Origin of the sequence: Xanthobacter sp., assembly GCF_041911315.1 — a bacterium.
GTDB classification, from domain to species: Bacteria; Pseudomonadota; Alphaproteobacteria; order Rhizobiales; family Xanthobacteraceae; genus Xanthobacter; species Xanthobacter aminoxidans.
This window is the reverse complement of record NZ_JAYRPE010000059.1, coordinates 1-19816: the sequence shown is the minus strand read 5'-3', so window position 1 is coordinate 19816 and position 19816 is coordinate 1. Positions and strand designations below refer to the sequence as shown.

The 19816-nt window shown below is 69.1% G+C and carries 18 protein-coding genes and 1 pseudogene; 7 read left to right on the top strand and 12 right to left on the bottom strand.

Annotated elements, in window-relative coordinates:
• Positions 1-14: 14 nt before the first annotated feature.
• Positions 15-665 (bottom strand): glutathione S-transferase family protein, encoded by a 651-nt coding sequence (locus ACE3QW_RS17280; RefSeq protein ID WP_024276784.1) that lies wholly within the window; start codon positions 663-665, stop codon positions 15-17.
• Positions 666-1063: 398 nt separating this feature from the next.
• Here ACE3QW_RS17280 and ACE3QW_RS17275 point away from each other — a divergent pair, with 398 nt between their 5' ends.
• The 4 genes from ACE3QW_RS17275 (at position 1064) to ACE3QW_RS17260 (ending at position 5777) form a co-directional block, all read left to right on the top strand.
• Positions 1064-2281, top strand: coding sequence for a polyhydroxyalkanoate depolymerase (locus ACE3QW_RS17275; protein WP_029556107.1), 1218 nt, complete (start codon positions 1064-1066; stop codon positions 2279-2281).
• Positions 2282-2484: 203 nt separating this feature from the next.
• Positions 2485-3729, top strand: coding sequence for an MFS transporter (locus ACE3QW_RS17270; protein ID WP_374252798.1), 1245 nt, complete (start codon positions 2485-2487; stop codon positions 3727-3729).
• 241 nt (positions 3730-3970) lie between these two features.
• On the top strand, positions 3971-5401 hold the full coding sequence (locus tag ACE3QW_RS17265) for a homospermidine synthase (protein WP_029556105.1): 1431 nt from the start codon (positions 3971-3973) through the stop codon (positions 5399-5401).
• A gap of 37 nt (positions 5402-5438) precedes the next feature.
• The gene (locus ACE3QW_RS17260; protein WP_374252796.1) at positions 5439-5777 is read left to right on the top strand and encodes an MmcQ/YjbR family DNA-binding protein; all 339 of its coding nucleotides are present in this window, start codon (positions 5439-5441) and stop codon (positions 5775-5777) included.
• An 80-nt stretch (positions 5778-5857) separates the two neighbouring features.
• On the opposite strand, the gene ACE3QW_RS17255 is transcribed toward ACE3QW_RS17260, so the two are convergent.
• Together ACE3QW_RS17255 and ACE3QW_RS17250 are read right to left on the bottom strand one after the other, a co-directional pair.
• Entirely contained in the window at positions 5858-6412 is a 555-nt protein-coding gene (locus ACE3QW_RS17255) for a GNAT family N-acetyltransferase (RefSeq protein WP_250165341.1), read from the bottom strand.
• A 270-nt stretch (positions 6413-6682) separates the two neighbouring features.
• Complete coding sequence (locus ACE3QW_RS17250) at positions 6683-7813, bottom strand: type III PLP-dependent enzyme (RefSeq protein WP_374252794.1); 1131 nt, start codon at positions 7811-7813, stop codon at positions 6683-6685.
• A gap of 828 nt (positions 7814-8641) precedes the next feature.
• On the opposite strand from ACE3QW_RS17250, the gene hemA reads away from it, so the two are divergent.
• Complete coding sequence (hemA, locus tag ACE3QW_RS17245) at positions 8642-9925, top strand: 5-aminolevulinate synthase (RefSeq protein ID WP_374252792.1); 1284 nt, start codon at positions 8642-8644, stop codon at positions 9923-9925.
• Positions 9926-9983: 58 nt separating this feature from the next.
• Here hemA and ACE3QW_RS17240 read toward each other — a convergent pair whose 3' ends face one another.
• From ACE3QW_RS17240 to ACE3QW_RS17210, 7 genes are all read right to left on the bottom strand, one after another.
• Positions 9984-10808 carry a phosphodiesterase gene (locus ACE3QW_RS17240; RefSeq protein ID WP_374252790.1) on the bottom strand — a complete coding sequence of 275 codons (825 nt, stop codon included), beginning with the start codon at positions 10806-10808 and terminating at the stop codon, positions 9984-9986.
• A 3-nt stretch (positions 10809-10811) separates the two neighbouring features.
• Positions 10812-11852, bottom strand: a complete 1041-nt coding sequence (locus ACE3QW_RS17235) for an ABC transporter ATP-binding protein (RefSeq protein ID WP_374252788.1) — start codon at positions 11850-11852, stop codon at positions 10812-10814.
• Positions 11849-12640, bottom strand: a complete 792-nt coding sequence (locus ACE3QW_RS17230; protein ID WP_374252786.1) for an ABC transporter permease — start codon at positions 12638-12640, stop codon at positions 11849-11851. Before ACE3QW_RS17230 ends, ACE3QW_RS17235 begins: the two co-directional genes overlap by 4 nt.
• An 8-nt stretch (positions 12641-12648) precedes the next feature.
• Positions 12649-13467 carry an ABC transporter permease gene (locus tag ACE3QW_RS17225; RefSeq protein WP_029556097.1) on the bottom strand — a complete coding sequence of 273 codons (819 nt, stop codon included), beginning with the start codon at positions 13465-13467 and terminating at the stop codon, positions 12649-12651.
• Between the two features lie 21 nt (positions 13468-13488).
• Positions 13489-14517, bottom strand: coding sequence for an ABC transporter substrate-binding protein (locus ACE3QW_RS17220; RefSeq protein WP_374252784.1), 1029 nt, complete (start codon positions 14515-14517; stop codon positions 13489-13491).
• A gap of 8 nt (positions 14518-14525) precedes the next feature.
• Entirely contained in the window at positions 14526-15587 is a 1062-nt protein-coding gene (locus tag ACE3QW_RS17215; protein WP_374252782.1) for a substrate-binding domain-containing protein, read from the bottom strand.
• Between the two features lie 181 nt (positions 15588-15768).
• Positions 15769-16386 carry a hypothetical protein gene (locus tag ACE3QW_RS17210; RefSeq protein ID WP_374252780.1) on the bottom strand — a complete coding sequence of 206 codons (618 nt, stop codon included), beginning with the start codon at positions 16384-16386 and terminating at the stop codon, positions 15769-15771.
• Positions 16387-16585: 199 nt separating this feature from the next.
• Between ACE3QW_RS17210 and ACE3QW_RS17205 the strand changes: the two genes are divergently transcribed.
• Both ACE3QW_RS17205 and ACE3QW_RS17200 read left to right on the top strand, forming a co-directional pair.
• The gene (locus ACE3QW_RS17205) at positions 16586-17308 is read left to right on the top strand and encodes a response regulator (RefSeq protein ID WP_250165333.1); all 723 of its coding nucleotides are present in this window, start codon (positions 16586-16588) and stop codon (positions 17306-17308) included.
• Positions 17305-18666, top strand: coding sequence for an ATP-binding protein (locus ACE3QW_RS17200; RefSeq protein WP_374252777.1), 1362 nt, complete (start codon positions 17305-17307; stop codon positions 18664-18666). Before ACE3QW_RS17205 ends, ACE3QW_RS17200 begins: the two co-directional genes overlap by 4 nt.
• A 42-nt stretch (positions 18667-18708) precedes the next feature.
• Here ACE3QW_RS17200 and ACE3QW_RS17195 read toward each other — a convergent pair whose 3' ends face one another.
• Positions 18709-19590: a 3-hydroxybutyryl-CoA dehydrogenase gene (locus ACE3QW_RS17195; RefSeq protein WP_029556091.1), complete on the bottom strand. Its 882-nt coding sequence runs from the start codon at positions 19588-19590 to the stop codon at positions 18709-18711.
• A gap of 89 nt (positions 19591-19679) precedes the next feature.
• A pseudogene (locus ACE3QW_RS17190) lies at positions 19680-19816 on the bottom strand (electron transfer flavoprotein subunit alpha/FixB family protein); the annotation flags it as partial.

Sequence of the window (19816 nt, the reverse complement as noted above, 5' to 3'; positions counted from 1 at the left end):
TGGACCCGGCCGCATCAGAATTCGGCGTCCAGCTCTTCCAGCTCTTCCGGCTCGGAGATCGCGCCGTCGATCCACTCGCGAACCAGCGGCAGCGCCATGATGCGGGCGCGGTAGGCCTCGCATTCGGGGTCGAGCTTCACGTCGTAGGTGGTGAAGCGCGAGCAGACGGGCGCATACATGGCGTCGGCCAGCGTGGGCGTCGCGCCCATCAGGAACGGACCGCCGTGGGCGGTGAGGCAGCCGCGCCAGATGGCGGCGATGCGCTCGATGTCCGCCTGCGCGCCGGCCCAGACCTTGAAGCCGGGATAGTGCGCCTTGATATTCATCGGCAGCGCCGAGCGCATGTTGGCGAAGCCCGAATGCATCTCGCCGGAGATGGAGAGGCAGTGGGCGCGCACCGCGCGGTCGGCGGGCAGCAGCCCGGCCTCGGGGAAGACCTCATTGAGGAAGGAGGCGATGGCCAGCGTGTCCCACACCGTCACGTCCTCGTGCACCAGGCGCGGGACGAGGAAGGAGGGCGACAGCAGCAGCAGCTCCGCCTTGGCGTCGGGATCGTCGGTCGGTACCCGCTCCTCATCGAAGGAGAGGCCGGCCATCCTGCACAGCAGCCAGCCGCGCATGGACCAGGAGGAGTAATTCTTGCTGGAGATGGTGAGCGTCGCCATGCCTGTCCCGTGCCTCGGATTTGCGATCCCTGACCTGACCGTTCCCCTCGACCCTTCCGCCTTTGTTTGCTCTTGGCGCATGCTTGTTCTTGGCGCAGCCGGCGGCTTCGACTTTGGTCGGGCATCCGGCGCGGTCGCTCGGCCTTCGGCCCTGCTGCTAAGGATGCGTGTTGCAATGCACCACGCATAGCTCCAATATCAACTTAACAGGTACATCCGTTCAGGCTTGCTGCAAAGCGGAAAGCTGGGCCTGCGACAACTACTTAATGCTTCCGCCGGCCGTCGGGGGCCGGGCGTGGGGGACGCGGAGCAGAAGGACCTTTCGGCATCATGCTGCAGACTTCTTCCAGGTTCACTCCTCTGGCACCGCGGTGCCGGACGGTCCGGCGCACGCTGTCATGATGTACTCCGCCTATCAGGCCCAGGCCGACCTCATGAGCCCGATGAGGTTCTTCGCCAGCCTCGCGCGGCAGACCCTCAACGGCCCTCTCATCAATGGATACGGCCATCTCGGCTTCCGCCAGCTTGCGGCCGCCTACGAGCTCATCGAGCGTGCCGGCCTCTCCCATGGCCGGCCGTCTTTCGGCATCAAAACGGTTGAAGTCGGCAATCGCGAAGTTCAGGTGACGGAGGAAAACACCGCCGTCCTGCCCTTCGGCACCCTGCTGCGCTTCAAGAAGGACGTGGACATCGCCCAGCCGCGCGTCCTCGTGGTCGCGCCCCTGTCGGGTCATTTCGCGACGCTGCTCGTCAACACCGTGAAGACGATGCTGCCGGACCATGACGTCTACATCACGGACTGGCACAATGCCCGCGAGGTGCCGCTCTCGGCCGGCCCCTTCGGCTTCGACGACTATGTCGAGCACGTCATCCGCTTCCTGGAAGTCCTGGGGCCGGGCGCCCATCTCGTGGCGGTGTGCCAGCCGTGCGTGCAGGCCCTCGTCGCCGCGGCGGTGATGGGGCAGGAGAAGAACCCGGCGGTGCCGGCCTCCATGACGCTCATGGCCGGCCCCATCGACTGCCGCATCAACCCCACCAAGGTGAACGAGCTGGCCACCTCCAAGCCCATCTCGTGGTTCGAGAAGAATTTGATCTCGACCGTGCCGAAGGGCTTTGCCGGCTCGGGGCGGCGGGTCTATCCCGGCTTCCTCCAGCTCACCGCCTTCGTGAGCATGAATTACTCGCGCCATGTCAAGGCGCATCTCGACCTCTACAATGCCCTTTCGGAGGGCGACGAAGAGAAGGCCGAGTCCACCAAGGCCTTCTATGACGAATATTTCGCCGTGCTGGACCTTGCCGCCGAATTCTACCTGGAGACCGTGCGCTACGTGTTCCAGGAATACCGGCTGCCCAAGGGCGAACTGACCTATCGCGGCCGGCCCATCGATTTCCGCGCCATCCGCAAGACGGCGCTGCTGACGGTGGAGGGCGAGCGGGACGACATCTGTTCCATCGGCCAGACCATGGCGGCGCAGGACATCTGCTCGGCACTGCGACCGCACAAGAAGCGCCACCACATGCAGGCGGGCGTCGGACACTACGGCGTGTTCTCGGGACGCAAATGGGCCAGTCAGGTCTATCCCATCGTCCAGAACCATATCCTGGCGAGCGATTGACCGGCGGGCGGCTGAACCGCAAGCACCTGAACGGTTCGTGAGCGGACGTTGGGGCATGGGTTGCCAACCCCTGCCTGCAACGGTACGCGGGCAGGGTCCAAGGATCGTCCGGCCCACGGACGTGCCACCGCGCGGATCTGCCCCGTGATTTGCCCGTCAACCTGCCTGCCGACATCTCCCCCGCGCCGCCCCCAGATGCAGCCGTGACCGCGGCCGCATCTTCAGCCGGGATACGGCTTCGGGATCATCCCGCCTTCATCCTGTTCTGGATCAGCCGGGTCTGCTCGGCCCTCGCCTTCCAGATGCTGGGGGTGGTGGTGGGCTGGCTGGTCTACAGCCTCACCGGCAGCGCCGCCGCCCTCGGCCTCGTCGGCCTCGCGCAATTCCTGCCGATCCTGTGCCTGACCCTGCTGGTGGGCCATGTGGCCGATACCTTCGACCGGCGGCGCATCGTGCTGGCCTGCCAGACGCTGTCGGCGCTCACGGTGGGCGCCCTCGCCCTCGCGGAGGGCTCCGGCCATGCCGGCCTCCTGCCGATCTATGCCGCCGTCGTCACCATCGGGGCGAGCCGCGCCTTCGAGGCACCCACCATGGCGGCGCTGTTGCCCCGCCTCGTGCCCGGGGAGGTGCTGCCGCGGGCGCTGGCGGTGGCCTCCTCCGCCATGCAGATGGCGACCATTGCCGGCCCGGCGGTGGGCGGCTTCGCCTACATCTTCGGACCCGCCGTGCCGCTGACGCTGGCGGCGGTCTGCTACGGGGTGGCGGCGGTTGCCATGGCCTTCATCCGCCATGTCCACGCGCCGGGGCCGCGCAGCGCCATGACCCTCGAGACCCTGCTCTCCGGCCTTTCCTTCATCCGCCGCAGCCCGGTGGTGCTGGGCTCCATCTCCCTCGACCTGTTCGCGGTGCTGCTCGGCGGCGTCACCGCGCTGCTGCCCATCTATGCCGCCGAGATCCTGCATGTGGGAACGCAGGGCCTCGGCGCCCTGCGCGCCGCGCCGGCGGTGGGGGCGGTGCTCATGTCCATCGTGCTGGTGCGCCGGCCGCCGACGCGCCAGGTGGGACACGTCATGTTCGCCGCCGTGGCCGTGTTTGGGCTGGCGACGGTGGTGTTCTCGGTCTCCTCCAGCTTCCTTTTGTCGCTGGGCGCGTTGTTCGTGCTGGGCGCCGCGGACAATGTGAGCGTGGTCATCCGCTCCTCGCTGGTGCAGCTCTCCACGCCGGACGAGATGCGCGGGCGGGTCAGCGCGGTGAATTCCCTGTTCGTCGGCACCTCCAACCAGCTCGGCGAATTCGAGTCCGGCATGGTTGCCGCGCTCATCGGCGCGGTGGGCGCGGGGGTGGTGGGGGGCGTTGGAACGCTCATGGTCGTGGCGCTCTGGACGCGGCTTTTTCCCGCGCTCTTCCACGTCGATGCCATGCCGGTGAAAGTCGAGACCCGGCGCTGAGCCAAGCCCTGCCGCTGCTTGGTTTGCCGGCTTTGCTCAAGCTCTTCGGTTGACGCCGGGCTGCGCTTTTCCCATGGTGCGCCCGCCCGCGCTTGCGCGCGGCGTCTACACCCACGCCGCGCCCTTGCGCGGCATCGTTTCCACGCCGCGCCGATCCCACGGGTTCCCCCGTTTTCGCGCGTCCTGTGACTTTCGCGGCGCCGTAACGAGCCGGCGCCGCCACCCCGAGGAGTGTTTCACCATGAGCGACTGGCCGGTCCACGCAAAGATCGACGGCCCCATCGTGATGATCGGATTTGGCTCCATCGGCAGGGGCACCCTGCCGCTCATCGAGCGCCATTTCGATTTCGACCGCGAGCGCATGGTGGTGATCGATCCGGTGGCGGACCACCGCAAGCTGCTTGATTCCCGGGGCATCCGCTTCGTCCAGTCGGAAGTGACCGCCGAGAACTACCGCGACCTGCTGACCCCGCTGCTCACCAACGGCGCCGGCCAGGGCTTCTGCGTGAACCTCTCGGTGGACGTGTCCTCCATCGCCGTGATGGAGCTGTGCCGCGAACTTGGCGTCCTCTATGTGGACACCGTCATCGAGCCCTGGAAGGGCTTCTATTTCGACGAGGCCATGCCCACCGCCGCGCGCACCAATTATGCGCTGCGCGAGAGCCTGCTAGCCGCCCGCCGTCGCAATCCGGGCGGCACCACCGCCGTGTCCACCTGCGGCGCCAATCCGGGCATGGTGTCCTGGTTCGTGAAGCAGGCGCTCCTCAACGTCGCCGCCGATACCGGCCTCGACCGGCCCGAGCCGAAGACCCGCGAGGAGTGGGCGCAGTTCGCGCGCAGCCTCGGCATCAAGGGCATCCATATCGCCGAGCGCGACACCCAGCGCGCCCGCGAGCCCAAGGTGATGGGCCAGTTCTGGAACACCTGGTCGGTGGAGGGCTTCGTCTCCGAGGGCCTGCAGCCCGCCGAGCTGGGCTGGGGCACCCACGAGAAGACCCTGCCGCCGGACGGCCGCACCCATGAGGCGGGCTGCGGCGCGGCCATCTACCTGATGTCCCCCGGCGCCGCCACCCGCGTGCGCTCGTGGACCCCGACCCCGCAGGCGCAGTACGGCTTCCTCGTCACCCACAACGAGGCCATCTCCATCGCCGACTACCTCACGGTGCGCGATGGCGACCAGGTGGTCTATCGCCCGACCTGCCACTACGCCTACCACCCCTGCAACGACGCGGTGCTGTCGCTGCACGAGATGTTCGGCAATGGCGGTCATTTCCAGGACAGCTGGAAGATCCTCGACGAGCACGAGATCGTCGACGGCATCGACGAACTGGGCGTGCTGCTCTACGGCCACGCCAAGAACGCCTACTGGTTCGGCTCCCAGCTCTCCATCGAGGAGACGCGGGAACTCGCCCCCTACCAGAACGCCACCGGCATGCAGGTGACCTCCGCCGTGCTCGCCGGCATGGTGTGGGCGCTGGAGAACCCCGAGGCGGGCATCGTCGAAGCCGACGAGATGGACTTCCGCCGCTGCCTCGAAGTGCAGACGCCCTATCTCGGCCCGATGATCGGCACCTATACGGACTGGACGCCCCTCACCGGACGCCAGAAGCTGTTCCCCGAGGATCTCGACCTCGAGGATCCCTGGCAGTTCAAGAACATCATCGTGCGGTGAGGCCTGCGGAGGCCTCCCGCTGAAAGGGAGGCCTTCCATGGCTGTCGATGCCGCCCGTGTCCGGGAGATGGCCCTCGCTCTGCCCGAGGCGAGCGAGGCGCCGCACGTCGATCGCAAGGCGTTCCGCACGCCGCGCAAGATCTTCGCGACGCTGGGGCCGAGCGGGCTCGACCTCAATCTGATGTTCGATCCCGACCTGCGCGATTTCTACTGCGAGCAGGTGCCCGAAGCCTTCGCGCCGGTTCCGGGCGGATGGGGGCGGATGGGCGCCACCCGCTGCGACCTCACCGTGGTGGACGAGGCGACGCTGGCCTCCGCGCTCCAGGCGGCCCACCGCCTTGCCGCTCCAAAACCGAAGCGGCCTCGGAAGGGCTGACCTGATCCCGGACCCCGAAACAAAAATCCCCGGCTCGACGGATCGAGCCGGGGATTTTCCTGTGTCGTCGCGCGATCGGATCAGGCGGACTTCAGCAGTACCGGCGCCAGAAGCTCTTCCAGCGAGGGCAGGGCGATGCGGGCACCGGTGGGGCTGATGAGGCCGCGGGCGCCGTCCAGCGCGCCGGCCTTCAGCTCCAACGCCAGCAGGCGGTTGCGGTCGTAGGCGCCGGGCATCCACAGCTCGCCGGTCTTCTCCGCGGAGAAGCCGAAGCGCTCGTAATAGGCCGCATCGCCCACCAGAAGGATGGCGCCGTGGCCCTTGGCCTGCGCCGCCGCGATGGAGGCGCGCATCATGGCGCCGCCGAGCCCGTGGGCGCGGAACCAGGGATGGACCGCGAGCGGGCCGAGCAGCAGCGCCGGACGGGCGGGGCCCGCCGTCACGTTCCACAGCCGCACGGTGCCGGCCAGACGGCCGTCCGGGCCGTGGGCGGAGAAGGCGAGGCCTTCCGCCGGCAGGCGGCCCTCGCGCAGACGCTCGGAGGACTTGGCCTTGCGCCCCTCGCCCATGCACAGGTCGAGCAGGGCCTCGCGGGGGGCCACATCTTCCACGGATTCAAGCACGATCTCGGTCATCGGCAGCTCCTTGCGCCAACGTGAGAGGTGAAGAAGCCCGTCCCGGCTGCATCACAGCCAGGGAATACCTTCGGGGCGAATGCCTTCAGGGACGGGTGCGGAAGACGAGGGGACACGTCCCCTCCTCATGCCCCGGACGGCGTCATGCCAGTGCCGGGGGACCTTCTGCGGCCGGGTCGCGGAATACGCTCGGGCGCCGCGCGGGCGGGTTTCCGCGTGGCTCCAATCAGGGGCCACGGGAGCTTGGATCTTCGGCGGCTGAAGCCGCCTTCAGATCACGTAGGACTTCAGCGGCGGGAAGCCGTTGAACGCCACCGCCGAGTAGGTGGTGGTGTAGGCGCCGCACGCCTCGATGATGATCTTGTCGCCGATCGAGAGCGAAAGCGGCAGCTCGACCGGGGTCTTCTCATACATCACGTCCGCGGAATCGCAGGTCGGGCCGGCGAGAACGCAGGGGGCGGTGTCGTCGCCGTCGCGCGGGGTGCGCAGCGGGTAGCGGATCGCCTCGTCCATCGTCTCGGCGAGGCCGCCGAACTTGCCGATGTCGAGATAGACCCAACGCATGGCGTCCTGCTCGGACTTCTTCGAGATGAGGACGACCTCGGTCTCGATCAGGCCGGCATTGCCCACCATGCCGCGGCCCGGCTCCATGATGGTCTCCGGGATCGCGTTGCCGAAGTGGCGGCGCAGGGAGGCGAAGATCGCCTCGCCATAGGAGATGGCGCCCGGCACGTCCTGCAGGTAGCGGGTGGGGAAGCCGCCGCCCAGGTTGACCATGGACAGCGAGATGCCCCGCTCGGCGCAGGCGCGGAAGATCGCGGCGGCAGAGGAGAGCGCGCCGTCCCAGGCGTGCACGTTCTTCTGCTGCGAGCCCACGTGGAAGGACACGCCATAGGCGGCGAGGCCGAGGCGATGGGCGTGCTCCAGCACGTCCGCGGCCATCTCCGGCTCGCAGCCGAACTTGCGGGACAGGGGCCACTCGGCGCCGGCACCGTCGCAGAGGATGCGGCAGAAGACCTTGGCGCCGGGGGCGACGCGGGCGATCTTCTCGACTTCCTCGTAGGAATCGACGGCGAACAGGCGAACGCCCACCTTGAACGCGCGCTCGATGTCGCGCTCCTTCTTGATGGTGTTGCCGAAGGAGATGCGGTCGGCGCCCGCGCCGGTGGCGAGCACCATGTCGATCTCGCCGGTGGAGGCGCAGTCGAACGAGGAGCCCAGCTCCTCCAGCGCCTTCAGGATGGCGGCATCGGGGTTGGCCTTCACGGCATAGAACACGCGGGTGTCCGGCAGCGCGCGGGCGAACGAGAGATAGTTGGTGCGGACCACGTCGAGGTCCACCACCACGCAGGGGCCATCCTCTCGCCGGGTACGCAGGAATTCGCGGATGCGATCGGTCATGGATACCTCCCCGTGACCTGAAGCCAGTGAAGCGCAGGGAACTGCGCGACGACAGGACGGACGCTCCTTCTGGGAGAGCCCGGGGCACGCGCTCGCATTCGCCCGGCGATGTGGACACGCCGACCGTCTGCGGGCCGTACCCGCTTCGCCGGGGCTTTACCCGGCCGCATCATCGGACCGAACGGCAGCAGAACCGCCCGCTTGGCCGCAAGGCAAAGCAGGAGCGAGGACGACTGCGCACGATTGGAGAGGGAAGTCCCGCTCCGCACGGCCGGCAAGATGTAGTGCCTCTTTAGTAACGCCGACCTTTGGAGGGCCGACCGAGACCAAAAAAGCCCTTACGTCGTTGCTTCAAGTCACGTCCCCCGCATTGAGGAGCGGGGTGGGCCGGTTCCCTCCGGCTTGTCGATCGTCCTGGCAGCTTTCCGGCCTCTTGTCCGGAGATCCTACCGACCGACACGCGACCACAGGCACGTGCGAATTTGGGCAACGCGGATTTAGGGGATTCGGCCCGCCCATGCAAGGGGCAATTTGATGAAGATCAGTGCAGCGGCGCAGGGCAGGTCTGAGCCACTCGCAATGCTCTCCGGGCGTGCGGACCCCGCCGCTCATTTCCAGGTGCCAACCTCGGGCGAAAGCTTGCCGTCACTCTCTTCCGCGCCGCCTGCTGCGCTGCGGCATTTGTGCAGTTCTGGCCGTGGGTTGCGCCGGATCGCCGCGCGTCGCGCTCGGCTCTTGATTGGCATCAATACAAGGAGCAAGGTTGCAGCATAATCTTAGAACAATGAGGATCCACCCGCGATCCCGTCTGCCGCCGCAGGGTTCGGAATGATCTACGATACCTTCTTCGCCGACGCCATTGACGCCCTGCGCAAGGAGCGCCGCTATCGCACCTTCGCCGAGATCGAGCGCGACGCCTCGCACTTCCCGCGGGCGGTGTGGCACTCGCCGGGCGGTCCGCGCGACATCGTGGTGTGGTGCTCCAACGACTATCTCGGCATGGGCAGCCATCCCGACGTGGTCGCCGCCATGTGCGACGCGGCCAAGGCGCGCGGCGCCGGCGCCGGCGGCACCCGCAACATCTCGGGCAACAGCCATGAGATCGTGATGCTGGAGCGCGAGCTGGCCGACCTGCACGGCAAGGAGTCCGGCCTCGTCTTCACCTCGGGCTACATTTCCAACGCCACCGGCATCTCCACCATCGTCAAGCTGATCCCCGACTGCGTGGTGATCTCGGACGAGCTGAACCACAATTCCATGATCGAGGGCGTCCGCCACGGCGGCCGGCAGAAGGCCATCTTCCGCCACAACGACCTCGACCATCTCGAAGAGCTGTTGAAGGCGGCGGGCGACCGGCCCAAGCTGGTGGTGTTCGAGAGCGTCTATTCCATGGACGGCGACATCGCCCCCATCGGCGCGATTTGCGATCTGGCCGAGCGCTACGGCGCCATGACCTATCTCGACGAAGTGCACGCGGTCGGCATGTATGGCGAGCGCGGTGGCGGCGTTGCCGAGCGTGACGGCGTCATGCACCGGGTGGACGTGATCGAGGGCACGCTGGGCAAGGCCTTCGGCGTGGTCGGCGGCTACATCACCGGCAAGCGCCTCGTCATCGACGCCGTGCGCTCCTACGCGCCGGGCTTCATCTTCACCACGGCGCTGCCGCCGGCGATCGCCGCAGCGGCCACCGCCTCGGTGCGCCACCTCAAGAACTCGCAGGCCGAGCGCACCGGCCAGCGCACCCAGGTGGCCAAGGTCAAGGCGGCTCTCGCCACCGCCGGCCTGCCGCAGATGGAGACGCCGACCCACATCGTCCCGGTGATGGTGGGCGACGCCAAGGCCTGCAAGATGGCGTCGGACCTTCTCCTCGCCGAGTACGGCATCTACATCCAGCCCATCAACTACCCCACCGTGCCGCGCGGTGCCGAGCGCCTGCGCATCACCCCCACTCCGTTCCACGACGACGCGCTCATCGCCCATCTGGCGACCGCCTTGTCGGACGTGTGGGAGCGGCTGGAGCTGCCTTACGCGGACCGGGTGGCGCAGCACACCGCCTCGCGCAGCACCGCGGCCGGCCCGGCGCCGATCCCGCTGCCGGTGGCCGGCGGCTGACCCGATCTCTCCCCGATTGAAAAGCCCCGGCTCTGCCGGGGCTTTTTGTTTTGGAGCCTCAGGCGGGCGTGCCGATGGCCTTGCCGTCCGGCCCGAAGAAGGGATGTGGGCCGGAAAAGCTGCCGATGAAGCTACGGTGGGTCACGAGCCGTCCCTCCGCGAACAGGTGCAGCGAAAGGCTGGGCGGCTCCATGTGGAAGGTGGGCGGCGCATCCGGGTCCAGCGCCAGGCTGACCGAATGGGCCGGGGCCGGGGCGATGGTGGCGGCGATGCCGGCGAAGGTGGTCGTCACCGCCCGATGCACATGGCCGCAGGTGAAGCCGACAACCTGCGGATGCCGCCGCAGCACAGCCTCCAGCGCCGCGGCATCGAACAGGTTCTGAACGTCCATGTGGCGGATGCCGGTGAGGAACGGCGGATGGTGGGCGCAGACGAATGCCGGCCGGTCCGGCGCTGCCGCCAGCGTCGCATCGAGGAAGGCGAGGCCTTCATCGCCCAGCGTGCCATGGGGGCGGCCGTAGACGGTGGAATCGAGCATCACCAGCCGCAGCGGGAATTCCTCCACCACATAGTTCACGCGCCCACCCGCGCAGCGCGCGGCGATCTCCGGGAAGGCCTTGAGCAGCCCGCCGGAGCTGTCGTGATTGCCGGGCACGGGAAACAGCGGCAGGCCGAGGGGCGCGACGATGGCGCGGAAGCGGGCAAATTCCTCCGGGTCGTCGAAATCGGTCAGGTCGCCGGTGACGATCACCGCATCGGGGCGCGGGTCGAGGGCGCGGATGTGGGCCACCGCCGCTTCCAGATAGGTCGCGGTGTCCACCACCCCATAGGCGAGCGTGCCGGGGCGGCGGATGTGGGTGTCGGTGAGCTGGGCGATCAGCATGGGTCAGGCCAGAGTGTAGCGGTTGGCATCGAGGGCAAGGCCGATGGCCGCGTCGGCAGCGAGGTCGAGGTCGGCGGGCGCCTCGGCGATGATGCGGGCTCCGTCGCCGGCATTCAGCGTCACCCGCTGGCGCGGACCCTGGAACTCCACCTGCGCCACCTGGAACACCAGTGTCGCCTCGGCCGGGCTCACGAGGCGCACCGCCTCGGGGCGGAACAGCAGGTGCGCCTTGGTCCGGTCGGGGGCGGCGACGGGCAGGATGCCGGCGGCGGTCTCGAATCGGCCGTTGCGCACGATGCCCTCCAGCCGGTTGGTAATGCCGACGAAGCCGGCGACATAATCATCCGCCGGCCGGAAGTACACCTCCCGCGGCGTGCCCACCTGGGCGATGGCGCCGTTCTTCATCACCACGATGCGGTCTCCCAGCGCCAGCGCTTCCGCCTGGTCGTGGGTGACATAGACGGCGGTGATGGCGAGGCGGCGCAGCAGCGCGTCGATCTCGCTGCGCAGATGCTCGCGCAGGGCGGCGTCGAGGGCGGTCAGGGGCTCGTCCAGCAGCAGCACGCGCGGCCGCACGGCGAGTGCCCGGGCCAGGGCGACGCGCTGGCGCTGGCCGCCGGAGAGCTGGTCGATGCGCCGCTCGGCCAGAGCCTCGATGCGCATCATGGCGAGCACCGAGGCCGCCTGCGCCCGCCGCGCCGCCGTCGCCACCCCGCGCACGCGCAGGCCATAGGCCACGTTGTCGATGACGCTCATGTTCGGGAACAAGGCGTAGGACTGGAACACCATGCCCACGTTGCGCTTCTCGATGGGCAGGGCCGTCACGTCCGCCCCGTCGAAGGCGATTCGCCCGCCGGCATCGGGCGTCTCCAGCCCGGCGATGAGGCGCAGCAACGTGGTCTTGCCGCAGCCGGAGGGGCCGAGCAGCACCAGCGTTTCGCCGGCCTTCACTTCCAGATCCACCGGGGAGAGCGCCCGCGTGCCGTCCGGATAGGTCTTGCCGCAGCCGGCGATGGAGATGGCGGCGCCGGTGGGTGCGGTCATCGCGCGCTCCCGGTGGTGCGGCCGAACACTTGGAGGGCGAGGAGCAGGGGCACGATCATGACGAAGAAGACCAGCGTGTAGGCGCTCGCGATTTCGAGGCGCATGGAGGCGTAGCTGTCGGCGAGGCCCACCGGCAGCGTCTTGGTCAGCGGCGTGTGCAGCATCCAGGTCAGGTTGAACTCGCCGATGGAGAGCGTCACCACCATCAGCGCCCCGGCGAGGATGCCGCCCTTCGCATTGGGCAGCACCACATGGAAGAAGCGTTGCAGCGGCGAGGCGCCCAGCGAGGCCGCGCCTTCCTCCAGCGAGCGGATATCGACGGCGGCGAGCACCGCCATCACCGCGCGCAGCATGAAGGGCAAAGTGTAGAGCACGTGGCCGGTGAGGATGAAGGCCGGGCTCATGCGGAACTCGCGGATGGCGCCATAGGCGAGGATGAGCGCCAGCGCCAAGGCAAGGCCGGGCACCGCCACCGGCAGCGTCACCACCTCTTCCACGATGCGGGCAAGGCGCGAGGGGCGCCGCACCAGCGCCCAGGCGGCGGGCACGGCGAGGACGAGTGTCGCCGCGAGGGTTCCGAGCGCGATGCCGATGGAAAGCCAGATGGTGTCCGAATAAAGCGCCAGCACCTGCTTCACCCAATCCAGGGTGAGGCCGGAGGAGACGCCCCGGAAGTAGTTGGCGGTGAAGCCGGCGAGGATGGAGGCGCCGGCCGGCACCATCAGGAAGGCGGCCGCCAGCAGGGTCACGAACAGCTGGAAGGCGAAGGTGAGGCGGTGGGTTTTCATGGCGCGCCTCAGCCGGCCGCCGCCACGCCGCCACCGGCGAGGTTGCGCGAGAGGGCGAGCACCGCCCAGGTGATGAGGCCGAGGGCGATGGAGAGAGCTGCCGCGGTGGCGAAGTTCGCGTTGAGGGTGAACTCCGTATAGATGGTCATCGCCAGCACATCGATGCGCGTCGCCAGCGTGAAGGCAGTGCCGAACGCCCCCATGGCGGTGGCGAAGGCGATGGCGCCGGAGGCCATCAGCGCCGGGGCGATGCCGGGCAGGGTCACGTCGCGCAGCACCTCGAAGCGCCCCGCGCCCAGCGAGCGGGCCGCCTCCTCCAATGCCGGATCGAGCTTCTCCACCGCGGCCATGAGCGTCACCAGCACGCGCGGCAGCGAGAAATAGACGTAGCCCGCGAACAGGCCGGCCATGGAATAGGCGAACACCCATCGCCCCATGCCGAGGCCCATGGACAGGCTGGAGAGCAGCCCCTGCCGGCCGGCCAGCAGGATGACCATGAAGCCCACCACCACGCCGGGAAAGGCCAGCGGCAGGGTGAGGCACGAGACCAGCAGCGGCCGGCCCCAGAAGCGGTTGCGGGCCAGGAACAGAGCGACGACGGTGCCGATGGCGAGGGTCGCCGCCGTCACCGCCGCCGAGAGGGCGAGGGTCGCGACCAGGGTCGCGAGGTGCCTCGGGTTGGTGAGGATGGCGACATATTCCGCCATCCCGTTGGGGCCGGACCCCGCGACGCCGACGAGCCGCACCATCGGCAGCAGGAAGAAGGCCGCCACGAACAGGAACAACGGCAGCAGGAACAGGCGGGCGAGGCGATCGGCGCTGTGCATGGCTTCAGGCGAACGCCCGCCTCACTTCACGTTGTTGAGGTAGGCGTCGGAGAAGGCCTTCTGCGCGGTCTCCATGCGGGCATAGTCCACGGGCTTGGCGCGGGCATAGTCCGAGGCCGGCAGGAAGCGGCTGGCGATCTCCGGCGGCAGCGTGATGTTGCGGGCGGGGCGCAGGTAGGCCTTGGCCCACATGGCCTGTCCCTTGTCGGAGAGCACGTAGTCGAGCACCTTCTTCGCCGCCTCGGGGTGCGGCGCGCCCTTCACCATGGTCATCACATAGGGGACGACGACGGAGCCCTCGCAGGGGATGACGAAGGCGAAATTGCCCTTCTCGTTGTACTTCGCCCGGTAGGCGTTGAAGTCATAGTCGAACAGGATCGGGATCTCGCCGGAGACCACGCGGGCGTAGGACGTCTGCTTGGGCACGATGGGCTGGTTGGCCTGGAGCTTCTTGAAGTATTCGATGCCCGGCTTGAAGTCGTCGAACGAGCCGCCCAGCGCGCCGTTCACCGCCACCGCGCCCACATAGCCGACGAAGGCGGAGGTGGGGTCGAGATAGCCGACGAGGCCCTTGTATTCGGGCTTCAGCAGGTCGGCCCAGCAGGCCGGCACCGGCGCGCCGCCCAGCGCATCCTTGTTCACGAACAGGCCGAGCGTGCCGGAATGGATGGTGAACCAGTTGCCGTCCTTGTCCTTCAGGCCTTCGGGAATGTCGGCGAAGCCCTTGGGCTCATAGGGCTGGGTGACGCCGGCGTCCTTCGCCTTGATGCCGAAGGTGACGCCGAGATAGGCCACGTCCGCCACCGGGCTCGCCTTCTCCGCCAGGATCTGGGCGAGGGACTGGCCGGAATTCTTGTTGTCCTGCGGCACGTCGATGCCGGTGTCGGCCTTGATGGCCTTCAGCATGGCGCCCCAGTCGGCCCATTCGGGCGGACAATTGTAGCAGATGGCATCCGCCGCCGCGGCCGGGCGAGCGGGGGCGATGGCTGCCACGGCGACGAGCGCGAAGGCGGAAAGCGTCGCGGCGGAAAGAGTCTTGAGGGGACGCATGGCGGACCTCACGGGGTGGGGAGGGACGGTGGGGTGGATTCCGGTCGGCGGGCTCGCTTCGGCGCGGCGGCAAGGGTGCCGCCGGACCGCAGGCTGAAGGGCAGCCGCTCCACGCGGGGGGCGGCGCCGGTCTCGATCATCTCGAACAGCAGCTCCACGGCCCGCTCGCCCATCAGGCGGGTGGGGGTGTCCACGGTGGCGAGGCTCGGGCTCATGGCCCGGCCGAGGGCGATGCCGTCGAAGCCGGCCACTGACACGTCGTCCGGCACGCGGATGCCGAGGTCGCGCAGCGCGCCGGTGACGGAGAGGGCGAGCAGATCGTTGGAGCACAGCGCCGCGGTGGGGGCGGTAATGCCGCCGAACAGGCCGGCGAGCGCGGCGGCGTGGCTCGGCGCGTCGCCCAGATAGTCGAGTTCCAGCGGCGCGGCGGCATCAAGCCCGGCCGTCTCCATGGCCGCCCGATAGCCCTCATAGCGCCGGAGCGAACGGTCGGAGGTGGCGAAGCGGCCGGCGAGATAGGCGATGTTGCGGTGCCCGGCCGCGATCATCGCTTCGGTGAGGGCGCAGGTGGCCGCCGCATTGTCCACGCAGACGGCGGCGCGGGCATCGGTGTCCGGCTCGTTGTGGACGAGCACGAAGGGGATGCTCTCCGCCTCCAGCAGGTCGAGGGTGGCGTTGTTCTCGGCGCAGGCGACGGTGAGCACGAGGCCGGCCACGTTCTGCGCCACCAGCGTTTCCACCAGCTCCGCCTCGGCGGCGGGGTCGTAGTCGGTGGCGGTGAGGAGGAGGGTGTGGCGGCGTTCGCGGGCGGCCGCCTGCATCCCCGCCACGGAGGCGGCGAACACCGGATTGGTGAGGCTCGGGATCAGGACGCCGAGGGTGCGGGTCTTGAGCGTCTTCAGCGCCCGGCCGATCTCGCTGGGGCGGAAACCCAGTTCGTCGATGGCCGCACGGACCCGGGCCTCAACTTCGGCGCTGGTCGGCGCCGAGCGGTTGATGACGCGGCTGACCGTCGCGATGGAGCAGCCTGCGCGCTCGGCGACGGTCCTGATGGTGACGATGCGCGGCACGTCCGACCCCGGTGGGCTCCAATGGAGCGTGAAACCGTTTTCAGATCAATAGGTGCAACGCGCGACAGGCGTGTGACGGGTTGGGACGGGGCCTGAAATGCGGACAGCGGGCGTGCCGAGGCACGCCCGCTGCGGGGAAGGGAAGATCAAGGGCGGCGAGATTCCCTTCCTTCTCGTGACCTCACGGACGCGCAGGGGGCGGCGGGAGGTGATCGGGGTGGCCGCCGAGCGGCGCGCCGGGAGGCGGCGGAGGCGGCGGCAGAAGTGCGAATTCGAGGCGGCCCAGCTTCTCGATCTGGTCGGGCGAGAGGCGCGTCTTCAGGGCGTCCACGGCCTTGAGGAGCCGGGTTCCGGCCTTGCCGGCCTCCTCGCTGCGCGCGCCGAACGCGGTGACGAGGGAGAGCGGCGCGGCACCGGGCTGAGGTGGCGGCGGCGGGGGTGGCAAGGCCTCCTGCAGCGCATCGGTGAAGTCGCGCCAGGCGTCGAGCTGGTTGGCGCGGATGCCGAGGGCGGCTTCGGCGGCTGCGAGGTTGCGGGCGAGGCCCAAAGGACCGGGGGGAGGACCGCCAGCGGGGCCATGGGGCGCGCCGGGAGGACCGGGCGGACCGAAGGGCATGGGCGGAGTGTCCGGCCCGGCCGCGAACTGGTCCTGCGGGGGCATGTGGTCGTCCACCTTGGCGTATCCCGGGGAGGACACGATGAAACCCGCGACGGCCAGAATGCCGAGGGTGGCCCCGGCGAGGATGAGGGCCCGGAAACTCTGGCGCGGCGTCTTCGGCATCGGCGTGTTGCACGTCATGGCGTGCCTCCTGTCCATCAGGTTGACGCGAGGATGGAGGCGGCTCGTAGCCAAATGAGGTCGGGGAGGTATCGTTAGATGTCCTGCCGGGCGGATTTTGTAACGCAATGTTGCCAGCCGCCCCGTGGCAATGCTGGGAAGCACGGATGCGTGCGGCGGCAGGGGAGGCGGGCTAGCATCGGCCCGAACGGAGGAACCGGTGCAACAGGACGGTCCGCATATTCTCGTCGTCGACGACGATCTCGAAATCCGCAAGCTGCTCAGCCGCTATCTCGCCGCGCAGGGCTTCCGCGTGACGGCGGCCGGCGACGGGCGGGAGATGGAAGAGAAGCTCACCACCCAGCGCATCGATTTCGTGGTGCTGGACCTGATGCTGCCCGACGCCTCCGGCCTCGATTTGTGCCGCGCCCTGCGCGCCCGTTCGCGGATCCCGGTGATCCTGCTCACCGCCCTGAAGGAAGACGTGGACCGCATCATCGGCCTCGAGATCGGGGCGGACGACTATCTCGGCAAGCCGTTCAATCCGCGGGAGCTGGTGGCCCGCATCCGCGCCGTCCTCCGGCGCACCAGCGTCACCGATCCCGCCTCCTCCGCCGTCCGCGCCTATGGCTTCGCCGGCTTCCGCGCCGAGCCGGACCTGCGCCGCGTCACGGCGGCGGACGGCGCGGAGGTGCCCCTCACCGGGGCCGAGTTCGACCTGCTGATGGCCTTCCTGGAGCGGCCCGGCCGCATTCTCTCCCGCGATCAGCTGCTGGACATCACCCGCGGGCGGGAGGCCGGCCCGTTCGACCGTTCGGTGGACGTGCTGGTCAGCCGGCTCAGGCGCAAGCTCGGCGACCAGGGCGCGTTCCAGATCCTGAAGACGCTGCGCAACGGCGGCTACCAGCTCTCCGTGCGGGTGGACATCGAGGACGCGCTGTGAGGACCCTGCGCGCCCAGGTCTCCGCCATCCTCGTGGTGGCGGTGCTGGTGGTGATCGCGCTGGCCAATGGCGCCTCCTTCTTCGTCGCGCGCCCGCTCTGGCCGCCGTTCGGCGACCACGGCACCCATGCGGCGGACCTTCTCATCATGGCCGATCTGGCCGCGGCCGTTCCGCGCGGCACCGAGGTCCGGTCACAAGCCGGCGAGGCGCTGCTGCGCCCGGTGCCGCCCGCGGGTGAGATCGATCCGGAAGAGACCCGTCTCATGAGCGAGGCGCTGGCAAGGCTCGGCTCGACCTTGCCCGTCCGGGTGTTGCGCCGCCCGCCGCCCTCCGGAGCGCCGGATGGGCCCGGTTCCGCGCCCCCCGGCGGGCCGACGGGCGTCACCGCCCTGGCGCTGCCGGACGGGCGCTGGCTGGTGGTGGATGGCCGCCGTCAGCCGCTGCCACCGCCCGGCCCTCCGGGCGGCACGTTCGGCTTCGCCGCGTGGCTTGCCTTCATGGTCGCCGGGGTCACGGTGGTGGCGGTGTTCGCGGTGCGCCGGCTCACCAAGCCGCTTTCGCTCATCGAGGAGGCGGCGCTCCGCATCGGTCCCGACGGCGAGCCGCCCGTGCTGCCCGAACGGGGGCCGACCGAAGTGCGCGCCGCGGCGGTCGCCATCAACCGGCTCTCGGCGCGGCTGAAGGCCTCCATGGACAGCCGCATGCGCATCGTCGCCGGCGCGGCCCATGACCTGCGCACGCCGCTCACCCGCATGCGCCTGCGCGCGGAATTCATCCCGGACGAGGAGGAGCGCGCCCAGTGGCTCTCCGACCTCGCGGAGCTGGACCGCATCGCCGACAGCGCCATCCGCCTGGTGCGCGAGGAGGTGGAGGGCGGCACGCTGGAGACGGTGCGGATGGACCGTCTTGCCGCCGATGTGGCGATGGAACTGAAGGAGATCGGGCTCGCCATCGTCCTCCTCGCCGCGTCTCCGGCGTGCGTCGCGGGGCGGCCGCTCTCGCTCAAGCGGGCAGTGCGCAACCTCGCGGTCAATGCCGCGACCCACGGCGGCGGCGCGCGGCTCGCGGTCAGCGCGGATGCGGCGCGGGTGGTGCTGGTGATCGAGGATGATGGCCCCGGCATTCCCGAGGCGCTGATGGGGCGGGTGTTCGAGCCGTTCTTCCGGGTCGATCCGGCGCGGCAGGTGAAGATCCCCGGGGCGGGCCTCGGCCTCGCCATCGCCAACGAGATCATCGTCCGCCATGGCGGGCGGCTCATCCTCTCGAACCGGCCCGGGGGCGGTCTTTTGCAGCGGGTGGAACTGCCCGCCGCCGCAGCCGGCGATGACCATGAGCCCGGCGGCGCTGGGCCGGGCTGATCCGCGGGGAGGCCGGGGTGCCCGACCTCCCCGCCGGATGCCTCAGCGGGTGGGGACGGGCTTCTCGCCGCGATAGTCGTAGAAGCCGCGCTGCGTCTTGCGGCCGAGCCAGCCGGCCTCGACATACTTCACCAGCAGCGGGCAGGGCCGGTACTTGGAATCGGCGAGCCCCTCGTGCAGCACCTGCATCACCGCGAGGCAGGTATCGAGGCCGATGAAGTCGGCGAGCTGGAGCGGACCCATGGGGTGATTGGCGCCGAGCTTCATGGCGCGGTCGATGGAATCCACCGAGCCCACGCCCTCATAGAGGGTGTAGATGGCCTCGTTGATCATCGGCAGGAGGATACGGTTGACGATGAAGGCCGGGAAGTCCTCGGCCACCGCATAGGTCTTGTGCAGGCGGGTGACGAAGGTCTTGGAGGCCTCGAAGGTCTCGTCGTCGGTGGCGATGCCGCGCACCAGCTCGACCAGCTCCATCAGCGGCACCGGATTCATGAAGTGAATGCCGATGAAGCGCTCCGGCCGGTCGGTGGCGGCGGCGAGGCGGGTGATGGAGATGGAGGAGGTATTGGAGGCGAGCAGCGTTTCCGGCTTCACCACCTGGCAGAGCCCGGAGAAGATCTTGCGCTTCACCTCTTCCCGCTCGGTGGCCGATTCGATCACGAGGTCGCAGTCGGCGAGATCCTCGGTCTTGTCCGCGGCGACGATGCGGGCGAGGGCTTCCTGCCGGTCGGTCTCGGACACGGTGCCCTTGGCCACCTGCTTGGCCATGTTGCCATTGATGGTGGCGAGGCCGGAGCGGATGCGGTCGGGGTCCGCGTCGTTCAGCGCCACGTCGTAGCCGGCGAGCGCGCACACGTGCGCGATGCCGTTGCCCATCTGGCCTGCGCCGATGACCCCGACCTTCTTGATCTCGAGCGGCATGATTCTCTCGTTTCGCCTTGTTGCCGGTGACCGGGGCGGGCCTCCCCGAAACTGCGGCCGGTGGTGGTCCGGCCGCAGCCAGAGTGATCCTATCCCTTAACCTTGGCGATTTCCGCCTTGAGTTCAGGGATGACGGTGTTGATATCGCCGACGAGGCCGTAGTCCGCCACCTGGAAGATGGGGGCCTCCTCGTCCTTGTTGACGGCGACGATGACCTTGGAGTCCT